The following is a 14,283-nucleotide window of genomic DNA, read 5'->3' on the forward strand; positions in this document are numbered from 1 at the left end:
CGGCCGCTAGGGTGGCAGGCGTGTCGTACGTAGGCCCGGACTTCGAACCTCCCCAGAACCGCCGCCCCCGCCGCGGCCCCCTGACCGTCGCGCTCGCCGCGCTGGTGCCGGGGGCCCTGCTCGGCTGGCTGCTGTACGAGACGGTCGGCGGCTCGGGGGACGAGGGAGGTGCGGGGCGGGCGACCGTACGGTCCTCCTCGCCCGCCGCGTCGAGCGCGCCCTCCGCCGACGCCAAGGAGCCGAGCGCCTCCCCGGAGCCGAAGCCGACGGTCACGTCCTCGGCCTCCGCGCCCGCCGCCTCCGGCCCGCTCAAGGGCAAGGTCGTCGTCATCGACCCGGGGCACAACCCGGGCAACTTCCGGCACACCTCCGAGATCAACCGCAAGGTGGACATCGGGACGAACGCGAAGGAGTGCGACACCACCGGCACGTCCACCAACGACGGTTACACCGAGGCGAAGTTCACGCTGGACGTGGCGCACCGGATGCGCACTCTCCTTCAGGAGCAGGGCGCCACGGTGAAGCTGACGCAGGACGGTGACCGGCCGTTCGGGCCGTGCGTGGACGAGCGGGCCCGGATCGGCAACCAGGCGAAGGCCGATGCCGTGGTGTCGGTCCACGCGGACGGCTCCGGCGCCGGCAACCGCGGTTTCCACGTGATCCTGCCCGGCGCGGTCCACGCGGGTGCCGCGGACACCCGGCCGATCGTCGGCCCCTCCCGCGATCTGGGCGAGCGCGTCGCGGGCCGTTTCGTCGCGGTCACCGGCAGCGCGCCGTCCAACTACGTCGGCGAGGGCGGTCTCGTCACGCGGAAGGACCTGGGCGGTCTCAATCTGTCAACGGTTCCCAAGGTGTTCATCGAGTGCGGCAACATGCGCGATAGCAAGGACGCGGCGTTGCTCACCAGCGGCGCGTGGCGACAGAAGGCTGCGCAAGGGATCTCCGAGGGAATCGTGAGTTTTCTGCGCGGGTAGTCCGAGACCGGCAGATCCCGGCGGACACCCTGACCGGGCGGACGATAGGGTCCTCCTTACGATGAGGGGCCACCCCCGCGCTTCACACCGAGTCCGGACGGCGGCATGGTGACAGCGACGCCTCTACCGACGATGAGACGACCTACGAAGGACCTGAAGTGAATATCCGCTCCCTCACTCGGGGCGACGGCGTGGTGATCGGAGCAGCGGTGTTGCTGTTGATCGCGTCGTTCCTCGACCTCTACTCGTTCGACAATGTCCCCGACAGCGTCGACCTCCCCAGCCTGTGGGGCAGCGGCCCGGTCGTGTTCAGCGTCGTGCTGGCCGGGATCATCGGCGCCGCGCTCGTCGTCGTCGGCCGGGGCCTGCCGCAGGCCCCGAAGATCGCGGGGCTGGAACTCGTCGCGTTCGGCGTGGCCTTCACGGTGTTCGCCGCGTGGAGCGCGCTCGGCAACATCTTCGACGTGACCGGCGGCTACGACAACATCGAGGGGGCCAACGACGACCTGCTCCCGAGCCCGGGCATCGGTCTGATCCTCGCCCTCGTCGCCACGCTGCTGATGGCCGCCGCCGCGATCGCCACCCCCCTCGTCCCGGTCCTCAAGGGCGCCCTCCTCCCGGCGCCCCGCCCGGCCGCCCCGCAGCCCTACGGCGCCCAGCCCCCCGGTGGTTACGGCTACCCGGGCGCCCAGCAGCAGCCCGGCGGCTACGGCCAGCCGCAGCCGGGGCAGCCGTACGGCGGGCAGCCGCAGCCGCAGCCGCAGCAGGCGCAGGCCCCGCAGCCGCCGGCCGGGGACTTCTCCCCGTTCTGGTTCGCGGTGCCGGTGCCGCGGCCGCTGTTCGCGGAGGACGGCTCGCCCACGCCGATCGCCGAACTCGCCCCGGGTACCTGGTACCTGGCGGTCGAGCAGCGTGGAGCGGCCCTGGTCGCGCAGACGCAGGACGGCCGCCGCGGTGTCCTCCAGGACACGTCGGGCATCCAGCGCGGCTGAGCCCCACGGTCATCCACGGCCCCTCGCCCTTCCGGGTGGGGGGCCGTTGCCGTACAGTCGTCGCCCCCGTCAGCTGACGTACCGTCAGGAGGCAGGCATGCGGCTCGGTCTCGCGCTCGGCTACTGGGGTCGCGGTCCCTCCCCGGGCCAGGTGCCCCTCGCGCAGGAGGCCGAGCGGCTCGGCTACGACTCGGTCTGGACGGCGGAGTCCTGGGGCTCGGACGCGTTCACCCCGCTGACCTGGATCGCGGCGCACACCTCCCGCATCCGGCTGGGCACGGCGGTGGCGCAGATGGCGGCCCGGTCGCCGGCCACCACCGCGATGCACGCCCTCACCCTGGACCACCTCTCCGGCGGCCGCATGATGCTGGGCCTCGGCCTCTCCGGCCCGCAGGTCGTCGAGGGCTGGTACGGCCGTCCGTTCCCCGCCTCACCGCTGACGGCCACCCGCGAGTACGTCGACGTCCTGCGTCAGGTGCTGCGCCGCGAGGCCCCCGTCGAACTGGCCGGCCGCTTCCACTCCCACCCCTACCGCGGCCCGGACGCGACGGGCCTCGGCAAGCCCCTCAAGCCGATCACCCACCCGCTCCGCCCCGACCTGCCCGTCCTGCTGGGCGCCGAGGGCCCGAAGAACGTCGCCCAGACGACCCGGATCGCCGACGGCTGGCTGCCGTTGTACTGGTCGCCGACCCGCCCCGAGGTCTACGGCCCGGCCCTGGCGGAGCTGCCGGAGGGGTTCATGGTGGCGCCGCTGGCGCAGGTCCGGGTCTGCGACGACGTCGCCGAGGGGCTGCTGCCCGTCAAGGCGATGCTCGGCTTCTACATCGGCGGCATGGGCCACGCGGCCCGCAACTTCCACGCCGACCTGATGGCACGCATGGGCTACGAGGCCGAGGCCCGCCGCATCCAGGAGCTGTTCCTGTCCGGCCGCCGGGAGGAGGCCGTGCTGGCGGTCCCCGACGCCTTCGCCGACGAGATCTCCCTGGTCGGCCCGCGCGAACGGATCGCCGAGCGGCTGGAGTCGTGGCGCGAGGGCCCGGTGACGGACCTCCTCGCGCTCAGCCCCGACCCGCACACCCTGCGGGTCCTCGCCGAGTTGAACTCCTGAGCGATTCTCCGGGTTTCATCCAGAGTTCAAGGGCAATCCGGAGACTATGTCCCCTCGATATCGCAACGGTGCGAACCAAGCCGGCACGATCGTCGCGGTCGTGGCCGACATCATGGCCTTCATCCTGGGTCTCTGGATCCTGATGTACCTGCTGGACGCCAACCCCGGCAATTCGTTCGTCCAGTTCATCCACGACGCGGCCCGCTGGCTCGCCGGCTGGTCGCACGACCTGTTCACGTTCGACGAGGCATGGGCCCGAGTGGTCTGCGGCTACGGCCTGGCAGCGGTGGTGTACCTGTTCGTCGGCCACGCGATCGCCAACCGAGCACACCGGCACTGACAACGCCTTCAGGGTGACGCCTCAGGGGCGCGGGACACTGCGCGACAAGCCGCGCACGACCCGCGCCCGCACACCGGGCGGAAGCCCCCGAGCTCCTAGGCGCAACAGTCCGATTCGAGCCCCACCGGCAAGTCCGCGCCACCGAACACCTGGCACGTGGCCTCATGCCCGCCCAACGCGGCGACGGCCAGCAACAGCGACCCCGCGGTCCACGTCGTCAACTCACGCGGCCAGATCGCCTCGTCGTCGAAGACGTACCCCGTCCAGTACAGCCCGCTCTCCGGATCGCGCAGGTGCCGGATCGACTGCAGGATCTCCAGCGCCCGGTCCGACTCCCCCATCGCCCACAGCGCGAGCGCGAGTTCGGCGGACTCGCCTCCCGTCACCCACGGGTTGGGCACCACGCACCGCACGCCCAGACCCGGGACGACGAAACGGTCCCAGCCCTCCTCGATCCGGGCCTTGGCCTCCTCGCCGGTCAGCGCGCCGCCGAGTACCGGGTAGTACCAGTCCATCGAGTACCGGTTCTTGTCGAGGAACCGCTCGGGGTGCCGGCGTATGGCGTGCCGCAGCGCGCCCGCCGCCAACTCCCAGTCCGGTTGGGCCTCTTCCCGCTGCCCGGCGATGGCCAGCGCGCAGCGCAGCGCGTGGTGGACGGAGGAGCTGCCCGTCAGCAGGGCGTCCGTCGTGTGGGTGCCGTCGTCGTCGCGCCGCCAGCCGATCTGCCCGCCGGGCTGCTGCAGCCGGAGCACGAACTCCACCGCCGCGTACACCGCCGGCCACATCCGGTCCAGGAACGCGTCGTCGCCGGTGGAGAGGTAGTGGTGCCAGACGCCGACGGCTATGTAGGCAACGAAGTTGGTCTCCCGGCCGCGGTCGGTGACCGCGTCGAACTCGCCGTCGGTGTAGGCGGCGTACCAGGAGCCGTCCTCGTTCTGGTGCCGGGCCAGCCACAGGTAGGCCCGCTCGGCGGCCTCGTGCTCGCCGGCCGTGTCGAGGGCCATGGCCGCCTCGACGTGGTCCCAGGGGTCGAGGTGGTGTCCCCGGAACCAGGGGATCGCCCCGTCCTCGCGCTGCACGGCCAGGATGCCGGCGACGGTGGCGGTGGCCTCCTCGGCAGTGAGGACCCCGGGCAGGACCAGGTGTTGCGTCCGGGGCGTGGTCACGTGGCGTCCGCCTCGGTGCCGGCCGGACGCGGCAGGTGCGGCTTGGTCGCGTACGCCACGAAGCTCTTGCCGATCAGCGGGTTCAGCGCCTGCTCGGCGACCCGGGTGGCCAGCGGCTTCTTCATGATGTCCCAGACGAGCAGCTTGTGGTACGCCCGCACCGGCAGCGCCTTGTCGTTGTCGACGCCGAACGCGCACTTGAGCCACCAGTAGGGCGAGTGCAGGGCGTGGGCGTGGTGGGTGCCGTAGGGCTTCAGACCGGCCTCGCGGATCTTCTGGAGCAGTTCGTCCGCCTTGTAGATGCGGATGTGGCCGCCCTCGACCTCGTGGTAGGCGTCGGAGAGGCTCCAGCAGACCTTCTCGGGGCCGTAGCGGGGGACGGTGACGGCGATGCGGCCGCCGGGCTTGAGCACCCGCACCATCTCCGCGAGGACGCCCTTGTCGTCCGGGATGTGCTCCATGACCTCGGAGATGATCACGACGTCGAACGACTCGTCGGGGAAGGGCAGTGCCAGGGCGTCGCCCTCCATCGCCGTGGCGGTGGCGCCCTGGGGGGCCTCGCCGGCCTCCTTCATCGCCGCGAACCACTTCGCGACCTCGCGGATCTCCTCGGCGTTCTGGTCCAGCGCCACGACCTGCGCGCCGCGCCGGTAACACTCGAACGCGTGCCGCCCGGCACCGCAGCCGAGATCCAGGACCCGGTCTCCCGGGGCGAGCGGAAACCGGGAGAAGTCGACGGTCAGCACGTGGCCCTGCTTTCGGAGTTGGCGCCTTCTGCATCTGCGGGAACGGCGGGCACGGTGCCCGCCGGGGTCACGGCAACGGCCGGCCGGGTTGCCGGGGCGGTCGGGTGACGGCCGGTGCCGTGCTCGGAACGGGCGATCGCCTCGCGGTAGCGGGCCACCGTGCCTTCCGCGGCCCTGGCCCAGGTGAAGTGCCGCAGCACCCGTTCACGCCCGGCCGCGCCGAGGCGGGCGCGCAGGTCCGGGTCGGACAGCAGCCGGCCCAGCCCCGCGGCGAGGGCCTCGGAGTCACCCGGCGGCACCGCCAGGCACGTCTCGCCGTCCCGCCCGGCCACCTCGGGGATCGCGCCACCGGTCGTGGCGAGCAGCGGTGTTCCGGTCGCCATGGCCTCGGCGGCCGGCAGCGAGAACCCCTCGTAGAGCGACGGCACGCAGGCGACCTGCGCCGAACGCACGAGGTCGACGAGCTCGGCGTCGGAGATGCCCTTGACGAACTCCACGGCGCCTTCGAGGCCGTAACGTTCCATCGCCTGGGCGACCGGCCCCTCGGTGGGCCGCTTGCCGACGACGACGAGGTGGGCGCCGGGCTGCTCGGTGCGCACCTTGGCGAGCGCCTCGACGAGGTGCACCAGGCCCTTGAGCGGCACGTCCGCACTGGACGTCGTCACGATCCGGCCCGGCACGACGGGCACGGAGGGATCCGGCGAGAAGAGATCGGTGTCGGCGCCGATGTGGACCACGTGGATGCGGTCCCGGCGGACGCCGAGGTGGTCGACGATCTCCTGCTGCGAGGTGCCGGACACGGTGAGCACGGAGGGCAGCCGGCGCGCGACGCGCTTCTGCATGCGCGTGAAGGCGTACCAGCGCCGCACCGAGTAGCGCCGCTTCCAGCCGTCCGCCGCGTCCAGCTCCAACTGCCGGTCGACGGTGATGGGGTGGTGGATCGTGGTCACCAGGGGCGCGCCGACATCGCCCAGCAGGCCGTAGCCGAGGGTCTGGTTGTCGTGCACGACGTCGAACTCGCCGCGCCGGGCGCGCAGATGGCGGCGGGCGCGCAGGGAGAACGTCAGCGGTTCAGGGAAGCCGCCGGTCCACATCGTCGCCACTTCCAGCGCGTCGATCCAGTCGCGGTACTCGCCGCGCCCGGGCGTGCGGAAGGGGTCCGGCTGGCGGTACAGGTCGAGGCTGGGCAGTTCGGTGAGGCTCAGTCCGTCGTGGCCCTCGTCGAGGACGGGGTAGGGCTGGGCTCCGATGACCTCGACCCGGTGGCCCAGGCGGGCCAGTTCACGCGAGAGGTGCCGGACGTAGACGCCCTGGCCTCCGCAGAACGGGTTCCCTTTATAGGTGAGGAGCGCGATGCGGAGCGGTCGCAAGCCGTCGGCGGCGGGGGCCTGAGGAGCCCCGGCCTCCCTGGCCTCTGCGGTCACTCTGGGCCCCCTTCTGCCTGCACTGTCCCGCGAGATTACGCCGGGACGCTAATCTAGAACAAGTTTCAGACTTGATCGTTCGGAGGCTCTGAATCTACCGGCAGGTAAGGGTGCTGTGAGCAGTGGATCAGGTGATTCACGCCACGACCGGGCCCGTGCCATGCTGTGTGATCACTCGTCCTCACGGACGGTCACGGAACGGGACCGACACATGCCCGCGGAAGCCAGGGTGAGCGCCAAGGTGAACAAGCCGGCCAAGGTGGAAGCCAGAGCGGCGGCCCCCGCCTCCCCGCCCCTCACGGAGCGGCAGGAGGCGCGCCGCCGCCGCATCCTGCACGCCAGTGCGCAGTTGGCCAGCCGGGGCGGTTTCGACGCCGTGCAGATGCGCGAGGTCGCGGAGTCCTCCCAGGTGGCGCTCGGCACGCTGTACCGCTACTTCCCTTCCAAGATCCACCTGCTGGTCGCCACGATGCAGGACCAGTTGGAGCACATGCACGGCACGCTGCGGAAGAAGCCGCCGCAGGGTACGACGGCGGCCGAGCGGGTCGCCGAGACGCTGATGCGGGCCTTCCGGGCGTTGCAGCGCGAGCCGCACCTGGCGGACGCGATGGTCCGCGCGCTGACGTTCGCCGACCGCAGCGTGAGCCCGGAGGTCGACCAGGTCTCGCGCCAGACGACGGCGATCATCCTGGACGCGATGGGCCAGGAGAACCCGACGCCCGAGCAGCTCTCGGCGGTCCGGGTCATCGAGCACACCTGGCACTCGGCGCTCATCACCTGGCTGTCGGGCCGGGCGTCGATCGCGCAGGTGAAGATCGACATCGAGACGGTGTGCCGCCTGATCGACCTGACCGCGCCGGACGCCCCGTAGCCCCCGGACACGTCGAGGACCTACGAGACGGGTTCCCTTCGCCGGCATGGTCCGGATCAGGTGCTGGGGGTCGCCTTCCGGTCGCGCGGCCTCGCGGCCTCGCGTCCTTCCGGCCTCTCAGCCCTACCGTCGCAGTCGGCACCAGCGGAAGCCCTACTGCACTTCCCGCCGGCGTCGGCTACTCCGGTCGGACTCCCTCACTCGCCTCGTAGGCCGATTTCCAGGATAGAACGCCCAAAGCGTAATGAAACCCCCCTCATCATGATTCTTCGGGCGTTACTCCTCGGGTGGGAACACCGCCTCCCCGCTGTCCCTCAGCGTGATCACGATCGCCTCCGCCGGACAGCACTCGGCCGCCTCCAGGACCCGCTCGTTGGCGTCCATGTCCGGGGCCGCCGGGCGGGACTGGCGGGCGGCGTCCAGGCGGAAGCCGTCCGGCGCGTGGTGCAGGCACTGCGCCGAGCCGATGCACAGGGAGCGGTCGACCTCGACGTGCCAGCGGTCGCCCATCGCTAGGCCTGCGCCGGGAGGTGGATCATCTTGTGCTCCAGGTACTCGCCGTACCCCTCGGGCCCGAACTCCCGCCCCAGGCCCGAGTTCTTGTAGCCGCCGAAGGGCCCCAGCATGTCGAGGCTGAAGGTGTTGACGGAGTACGTGCCCGTGCGGACCTGCCGGGCTATGTCGATGCCGTGCTCGACGTCCGCCGTCCAGACGCTGCCGCTGAGCCCGTAGTCGGAGTCGTTGGCGATCTTCACGGCGTCGGACTCGTCGTCGTAGGGCAGCAGGCAGATCACCGGGCCGAAGATCTCCTCGCGGGCGATGCGCATGGAGTTGTCGACGTCGCCGAAGAGGGTCGGTTCGACGTACCAGCCCCGGTCCAGGCCGGCCGGGCGTCCGCCGCCGGTGAGGATCTTGGCGCCCTCCTCCTGGCCGATGCGGATGTAGTCGAGGTTGCACTGCTGCTGGCGCCGGGCCACCAGCGGGCCCACCTGGGTGGCCGGGTCGAGCGGGTCGCCGACCGTCAGGGCGCCCGCCGCGGCGGCGAGGGCGTCGGCGAACTCGTCGTAGCGGGAGCGCGGCAGGAGGATGCGGGTCTGGGCGACGCAGGCCTGCCCGTTGTTCATCCAGGCGGCGGGGGCGATGCCCGCCACGGCGGTCTCCAGGTCGGCGTCGGGCAGCACGACGGCCGCGGACTTGCCACCGAGTTCGAGCGTCACGCGGGTGAGGTTGCGGGCGGCCACCTCCATCACGCGCTTGCCGGCCGCGACCGACCCGGTGAAGGAGACCTTGTCGATGCCGGGGTGCCCGACCAGGTACTCGCTGACCTCCCGGTCGGCGGGAAGGATCGACAGCACGCCCTCCGGCAGCCCGGCCTCACGGGCGATCTCGCCGAGCAGGTAGGCGTCGAGCGGCGACTCGGGCGAGGGCTTGAGGACGACCGTGCAGCCGGTGAGCAGGGCCGGGGCGAGCTTGGCGGCGGCCACGAACTGCGGGACGTTCCAGGGGACCACGGCGGCCACGACCCCGACGGGCTCGCGCCGCACGAGGATCCTGCCGAGCACTCCGTCGCGCCGCTCCTCGTGGGTGAAGTTCCGGGCGACGGTGATCGCCGAGTCCCAGACCATGACCGCGCCGAGGGCCTGGGCGAGGACGCTCCAGGAGTACGGCGAGCCGTTCTGGGCGGAGATCACCCGGGCGATCTCGTCGTGCCGGGCGGCGACGCCGTCCTTGATCCGCCCGACGACCTCGATCCGCTCGTCGAGGCTCATGCGCGGCCAGGGCCCCTCGTCGAAGGCCTGCCGCGCCGCTGCCACGGCCCGGTCCACATCCGCCGTCGAGGCGTGCGGGACACGTCCGATGACCTCCTCGGTGTGCGGCGAGACCACCTCGATGACGTCCCGGCCCAGGGGGTCGGTCAACTCCCCGCCGATGAACAGCTGTCCGTGTTCCACGAGCTCGGTCATGGCCGACTGCCTCCCCGGGAGCATTCTCTGACGGTTCATCAGATATGCCACTGATACCAGCCCCGCCCCGAGGAGTCCACGGACCGCGCACCACGGGAGACTCCTCGCTGGAACCCGTTCTAGTTATAGTGACGGGAGCCGGCGACGGGGGAGCCCATGACACAGGTGACCGACCACGGCGGAGGCGTCCGGTCGCTCCGGGTCCCGATCCCGGACAACCCGCTCGGCCACACCCTGGTGTACGTCGTCGACACCGACCGGGGCCCGGTGCTGATCGACACCGGCTGGGACGACCCCGAGTCCTGGGACACCCTCACGCGGGGCCTCACCGCCTGCGGCACCCGGGTCGCCGACATCCACGGCGTGGTCATCACCCACCACCACCCCGACCACCACGGCCTGTCCGGCCGGGTCCGTCGGGCGTCGGGCGCCTGGATCGCGATGCACGCGGCGGACACCGCGGTCGTACGGCGGACCCGCGAGGCCCGTCCCGAGCGCTGGTACGCGTACATGGCGGACAAACTCACCGCGGCCGGCGCGCCCGAGGAGCACATCGCGCCGCTGCACCGGGCCCGGGCCCGCGCCCTGCCCGGCTTCTCCCCGGCCCTGCCCGACCGCGACATCGTCCCGGGCGAGCTCCTGGAGCTGCCCGGCCGCCGGCTGCGCGCGATCTGGACCCCCGGGCACACGCCGGGTCACGTCTGCCTCCACCTGGAGGAGACCCACCCGGCGCACCTCCCGGGTCACGGCCGTCTGTTCAGCGGCGACCACCTGCTGCCCGGGATCACCCCGCACATCGGCCTCTACGAGGATCCCGAGGACGCCACCGTCACCGACCCCCTGGGCGACTACCTCGACTCCCTGGAACGCGTCGGCCGCCTGGCACCCGCCGAGGTGCTCCCGGCCCACCAGCACCCGTTCCCTGACACCGCCGCCCGTGTCGGCGCGCTGCTCGCCCACCACGAGTCCCGCCTGAACGACCTGCTGGCCCTGCTCGCCGAGCCCCTCACCCCCTGGCAGCTCGCCGAACGCATGGAGTGGAACCGCCCCTGGGACCGGATCCCCCACGGCTCCCGCACCATCGCCGTCTCCGAGGCCGAGGCGCATCTGCGACGCCTGGTGAAGCTGGGACGCGCGGCGGCGGTACCGGGGAGCGAGCCGGTGACGTACGTGGCGGTCTGACGGACGGCGGAAGCGCGCGTGGCGACCGGCTGGTGTGCTCAGAGCACTGCACGCCCCTGAAGCACCGAAACGCGCCCTTCGCACGCCCCTGACCATCGGCCAACTGTCCGGATAGCGTGCCCCGGCGGGGTGGGGCGGCGCCGTCACGCCGTCCCCGGACACGAAGTGGGGGGCTTGCCGTGGGGGAGAGCATGTCCGCGGAGATATTCGTCTCCGCGTTCCATCGGCTCGGCTGGGACACGTCGATGGCGCAGCGGGGAGCCGCAGGGTACGCGTCGGTGCGCAGCTGGCGGAATTCGCAGACCGGGCAGGTGGCCGCGGCGGGGGCGGCGGCGATGGCGGTGCCGGGGGCGCACGCCGTGGCCATGGTCGGCGATGCGGCGTTCCTGCTGCACAAGATGTCCGTCTGCGCGTGGGGCATCGGCTTCAAGATGGGCGCGACGGTGGACGGCGAGGACGATCTCGCGGTCATCCTCGCCCTCTGGGCCGACGCCCTGGAGCCGGACGCCCTGAGCGTGACGTCGGCAGGGGCCGCGGCGTCGGCGGGCTTCCTCGCGTTCAACGTCGCCTATCCGACGTACGGGACCGCCGTGATGGCCAAGGCGCTCGCCCTGGGCGCGGGCAGCGGTGTGTCCGTGGTCGGGGGGAAGATCGTGGGGAAGAAGGGCGCCAAGGCCGCCGCGAAACTCAGCAAGCCGTTCATCAACAAGATCGCGCAGAAGGCGGCGGTGAAGTTCTCCGCGGTCCTGGGATCGAAGGCGGTGACGGGCTTCGTCCCGGTACTGGGCGCCCTCGCCGGGGCGGGCATCAACGCCTTCTTCGTCTCGAAGTTCGCCGACGCGGCCGAGAGCTACTACCGCCACAAGCTGGCCGCCGGCGGCTGAGAACCCGCCGCCCTCACCCCGGCGCTCCACCCGTCCTACGGCGCGCGCGCCCGGGCGTGAACGCGCCTTCGGCATAGTCCGGATGGAGTCGGGGCACGGCCCCTAGGATGGTCGTGCCGTGACGCGTCAGCGGGTGCGGAGTTGCGTTCCACCGCAAGGAGACATGCCCATGGGCACCGAAGAGGCCGCTCGTATCTCGCCCTTCGACGGAGTCCTGGACGACAGACCGGCCGGGCCCATGGTGCCGCGGCTGGCGCTGGGTGCGCGGCTGCGCGGGCTGCGGGAGGGGCGGGGTATCGGCCGGGCGGAGGCGGGGTACGTCATCCGCGCCTCCCCTTCCAAGATCAGCCGCATGGAGGCGGGCCGCCACGGTTTCAAACTGCGCGACGTGGCCGATCTGCTGACGCTCTACGGCGTCACCGACAAGGCCGAGCGCGCCACCCTGCTGGCGCTGGCCGAGCAGGCCAACACCCCTGCCTGGTGGCGGTCCTACAGCGATGTCGTGCCCGCGTGGATGCAGACCTACCTCGGGGCCGAACAGGCGGCGAGCCTCATCCGCTCCTTCCGGGTCCAGCGCGTCCCGGGCCTGCTGCAGACCGCCGACTACGCCCGGGCCGCCGTCCGGCTCGCGCACCCGGACGCCGGGGCGGCGGAGACCGACCGCCGGGTGGAGCTGCGGATGGCCCGGCGGCGGATCCTGCACCGGCAGCCGGCGACCCGGCTGTGGGCCGTGATCGACGAGGCGGCGCTGCGGCGGCCGGTGGGCGGCAGCCGTGTGATGCGGGAGCAGCTCAGGCATCTCATCGAGTGCTGCGCGCTGCCGCACGTGACGGTGCAGGTCCTGCCGTTCGCCGCCGGCGCCCACGCCGGGGAGGGCGGTCCGGTGACCATTCTGCGGCTGCCCGGCGGGCAGTTGCCGGACGTGGTCTACCTGGAGCAGCTCACCGGTGCCCTCTATCCCGACCGGCCGGCCGAGATCGAGTGCTACTGGGACGCCATGAACCGGCTGGTGGTCGAAGCCGAGTCCCCCGACGAGACCCCGACCATCCTGCACCGCATCCTTCAGGAGGCCTGAGGGTCAGCGCTTGCGGGCGACGCCGCCGTACTGGTGCACCTCGGCCGGCAGGCCCAGGGCCGCCGCGTCGGGGCGCCAGCGCGAGCAGGACGCCACGCCCGGTTCGAGCAGTTCGAGACCGTCGAAGTAGCGCGCGATCTGCTCGGGGCTGCGCAGGATGTAGGGGATCGAACCGCCGTCGTTGTACGTCTGGATGGCCCGGACGTAGTCCTCGCTGGTGTCGGTGGAGTCGTACTGCACGAGGTAGCTGCCCGGCGGCAGGGCGGCCACCAGCCGGCGCACGATCGAGCGGGCCTCGTCGTGGTCCTCGATGTGGCCCAGGATGCCCATCAGCATGAGGGCGACGGGCTGGTCGAAGTCGAGTGTCTTCCCGGCCTCCCGGACGATGGTGTCCGGAGCGCGCAGGTCGGCGTCCACGTAGTTGGTGACGCCCTCCGCCGTGCTGGTGAGCAGGGCGCGGGCGTGGGCCAGCACCAGGGGGTCGTTGTCGACGTAGACGATCCGGCTCTCCGGGGCCACCCGCTGGGCGATCTGGTGGGTGTTGTCCACGTTGGGCAGGCCGGTGCCGATGTCCAGGAACTGGCGGATGCCCTCTTCGGCGGCCAGGTGGCGGACGGCGCGGGCGAGGAAGTAGCGGGCGGCGCGGGCCCCGGTCTCGATGCCGGGGAAGACCTCGCGGAACGCGTCACCGGCCACCCGGTCGACTTCGTAGTTGTCCTTGCCGCCCAGCCAGTAGTTCCAGATCCGGGCCGAGTGCGGCACCGAGGTGTCGATCTTGGGGAACGGCTCCTGCTCGGAGTTCTCCACGTGCTCGGTCATGGACGCTCCTGCGTGTGTGGTCGAGGAAGCCCCACGTTATCCGCTCCGGCCCCAGGAATGGATCAACTCGGCTGCTGTGCGCAGCAGTTCGGTCGCGGCGAGCAGAGCCCTGCCCGCCGCCCCGGATCATCCGCCGACACTCTCGGCCGTCTCGGCCGTTCCGGCACCCTCGGCCATCTCGGCCGTCCCGGCACCCTCGGCCGTCCCGGCGGTCCCGGCCATCTCGGCCGTCCCGGCCATCTCGGCCGTCCCGGCCGCCTCGGCCGTCTCGGCCGCCTCGGCCGTCTCGGCCGCCTCCGCCATCAGGACGTCGAGGCGTTCCCTCAGTCCCCTGACCGCGGCGATTCCCAGGTCGGACGCCCAGTCCCCCCTGAGACCGGCCCGCTCACAGCCCTCGACGGCGCCGCTCAGGATGGCCAGGGTGAGACCGACCCACTGCCGGTCGGTCAGGTAGCCGGGCTGACTCACTCCCTCGGACCCGGGCTGCGTGTGCGGCATGGCGTCTCTCCGTCCTGGGCCCCCGGCCCCCTTGCACAGGTCGTCCGGTCCGGGGCGTCTCGCTCCGCCCGGGACCCCCTCGGCCCGATTCCTACGTGCGGGTACAGTAAGCGGGTCGTCATCACACCGTACGGGGGGAAGCCGGTGCAATTCCGGCGCTGACCCGCAACCGTGAGCCGCCGCACCACCGGGCGGTGAGCCGGATCGCCTCGTACGGGTCGTGACCGGCTCACGTGCCCG

At 72.0% G+C, this 14,283-nt stretch carries 15 protein-coding genes and 1 riboswitch; of the genes, 8 read left to right on the plus strand and 7 right to left on the minus strand.

Going from position 1 to position 14,283, the window contains the following annotated elements; genetic code table 11:
- The first annotated feature begins 20 nt into the window (after nucleotides 1-20).
- The 4 genes from ACFV20_RS22330 to ACFV20_RS22345 all read left to right on the plus strand — a co-directional run bounded on the left by ACFV20_RS22330 (nucleotide 21) and on the right by ACFV20_RS22345 (nucleotide 3,414).
- Complete coding sequence (locus tag ACFV20_RS22330) at nucleotides 21-974, plus strand: N-acetylmuramoyl-L-alanine amidase (protein ID WP_385658992.1); 954 nt, start codon at nucleotides 21-23, stop codon at nucleotides 972-974.
- A 158-nt stretch (nucleotides 975-1,132) separates the two neighbouring features.
- Nucleotides 1,133-1,966, plus strand: a complete 834-nt coding sequence (locus ACFV20_RS22335) for a hypothetical protein (RefSeq protein WP_385658994.1) — start codon at nucleotides 1,133-1,135, stop codon at nucleotides 1,964-1,966.
- A gap of 97 nt (nucleotides 1,967-2,063) precedes the next feature.
- Nucleotides 2,064-3,074 (plus strand): LLM class F420-dependent oxidoreductase, encoded by a 1,011-nt coding sequence (locus tag ACFV20_RS22340; RefSeq protein WP_385658996.1) that lies wholly within the window; start codon nucleotides 2,064-2,066, stop codon nucleotides 3,072-3,074.
- A 46-nt stretch (nucleotides 3,075-3,120) separates the two neighbouring features.
- Nucleotides 3,121-3,414 (plus strand): hypothetical protein, encoded by a 294-nt coding sequence (locus ACFV20_RS22345; RefSeq protein ID WP_384155892.1) that lies wholly within the window; start codon nucleotides 3,121-3,123, stop codon nucleotides 3,412-3,414.
- A gap of 95 nt (nucleotides 3,415-3,509) precedes the next feature.
- On the opposite strand, the gene ACFV20_RS22350 is transcribed toward ACFV20_RS22345, so the two are convergent.
- The 3 genes from ACFV20_RS22350 to ACFV20_RS22360 are packed head-to-tail and all read right to left on the minus strand — an operon-like array spanning nucleotide 3,510 to nucleotide 6,750.
- A complete protein-coding gene (locus ACFV20_RS22350) occupies nucleotides 3,510-4,580 on the minus strand; it encodes a prenyltransferase (RefSeq protein WP_385658998.1) in 1,071 nt (356 codons plus the stop codon).
- Nucleotides 4,577-5,326 (minus strand): class I SAM-dependent methyltransferase, encoded by a 750-nt coding sequence (locus ACFV20_RS22355; protein ID WP_385659000.1) that lies wholly within the window; start codon nucleotides 5,324-5,326, stop codon nucleotides 4,577-4,579. Before ACFV20_RS22355 ends, ACFV20_RS22350 begins: the two co-directional genes overlap by 4 nt.
- Nucleotides 5,320-6,750, minus strand: coding sequence for a glycosyltransferase family 4 protein (locus ACFV20_RS22360; protein WP_385659002.1), 1,431 nt, complete (start codon nucleotides 6,748-6,750; stop codon nucleotides 5,320-5,322). Before ACFV20_RS22360 ends, ACFV20_RS22355 begins: the two co-directional genes overlap by 7 nt.
- Before the next feature lie 211 nt (nucleotides 6,751-6,961).
- On the opposite strand from ACFV20_RS22360, the gene ACFV20_RS22365 reads away from it, so the two are divergent.
- Nucleotides 6,962-7,621, plus strand: coding sequence for a TetR family transcriptional regulator (locus ACFV20_RS22365; protein WP_385659003.1), 660 nt, complete (start codon nucleotides 6,962-6,964; stop codon nucleotides 7,619-7,621).
- Nucleotides 7,622-7,897: 276 nt separating this feature from the next.
- On the opposite strand, the gene ACFV20_RS22370 is transcribed toward ACFV20_RS22365, so the two are convergent.
- On the minus strand, nucleotides 7,898-8,131 hold the full coding sequence (locus tag ACFV20_RS22370; protein WP_344457593.1) for a ferredoxin: 234 nt from the start codon (nucleotides 8,129-8,131) through the stop codon (nucleotides 7,898-7,900).
- A gap of 2 nt (nucleotides 8,132-8,133) precedes the next feature.
- Nucleotides 8,134-9,585: an aldehyde dehydrogenase gene (locus ACFV20_RS22375; RefSeq protein ID WP_385659005.1), complete on the minus strand. Its 1,452-nt coding sequence runs from the start codon at nucleotides 9,583-9,585 to the stop codon at nucleotides 8,134-8,136.
- A 156-nt stretch (nucleotides 9,586-9,741) separates the two neighbouring features.
- Here ACFV20_RS22375 and ACFV20_RS22380 point away from each other — a divergent pair, with 156 nt between their 5' ends.
- From ACFV20_RS22380 to ACFV20_RS22390, 3 genes are all read left to right on the plus strand, one after another.
- Nucleotides 9,742-10,767, plus strand: a complete 1,026-nt coding sequence (locus ACFV20_RS22380) for an MBL fold metallo-hydrolase (protein ID WP_385659006.1) — start codon at nucleotides 9,742-9,744, stop codon at nucleotides 10,765-10,767.
- 191 nt (nucleotides 10,768-10,958) lie between these two features.
- Nucleotides 10,959-11,651 carry a hypothetical protein gene (locus ACFV20_RS22385; RefSeq protein WP_385659008.1) on the plus strand — a complete coding sequence of 231 codons (693 nt, stop codon included), beginning with the start codon at nucleotides 10,959-10,961 and terminating at the stop codon, nucleotides 11,649-11,651.
- Nucleotides 11,652-11,820: 169 nt separating this feature from the next.
- Entirely contained in the window at nucleotides 11,821-12,726 is a 906-nt protein-coding gene (locus tag ACFV20_RS22390; RefSeq protein ID WP_385659010.1) for a helix-turn-helix domain-containing protein, read from the plus strand.
- 3 nt (nucleotides 12,727-12,729) lie between these two features.
- Here ACFV20_RS22390 and ACFV20_RS22395 read toward each other — a convergent pair whose 3' ends face one another.
- A complete protein-coding gene (locus ACFV20_RS22395; protein ID WP_385659011.1) occupies nucleotides 12,730-13,545 on the minus strand; it encodes an SAM-dependent methyltransferase in 816 nt (271 codons plus the stop codon).
- 126 nt (nucleotides 13,546-13,671) lie between these two features.
- Entirely contained in the window at nucleotides 13,672-14,043 is a 372-nt protein-coding gene (locus tag ACFV20_RS22400) for a hypothetical protein (RefSeq protein ID WP_385659013.1), read from the minus strand.
- Nucleotides 14,044-14,135: 92 nt separating this feature from the next.
- A riboswitch (cobalamin riboswitch) is annotated at nucleotides 14,136-14,272 on the plus strand.
- The last annotated feature ends 11 nt before the right edge of the window (nucleotides 14,273-14,283 follow it).

Source organism: Streptomyces sp. NPDC059696 (assembly GCF_042733745.1).
GTDB lineage: Bacteria > Actinomycetota > Actinomycetes > Streptomycetales > Streptomycetaceae > Streptomyces.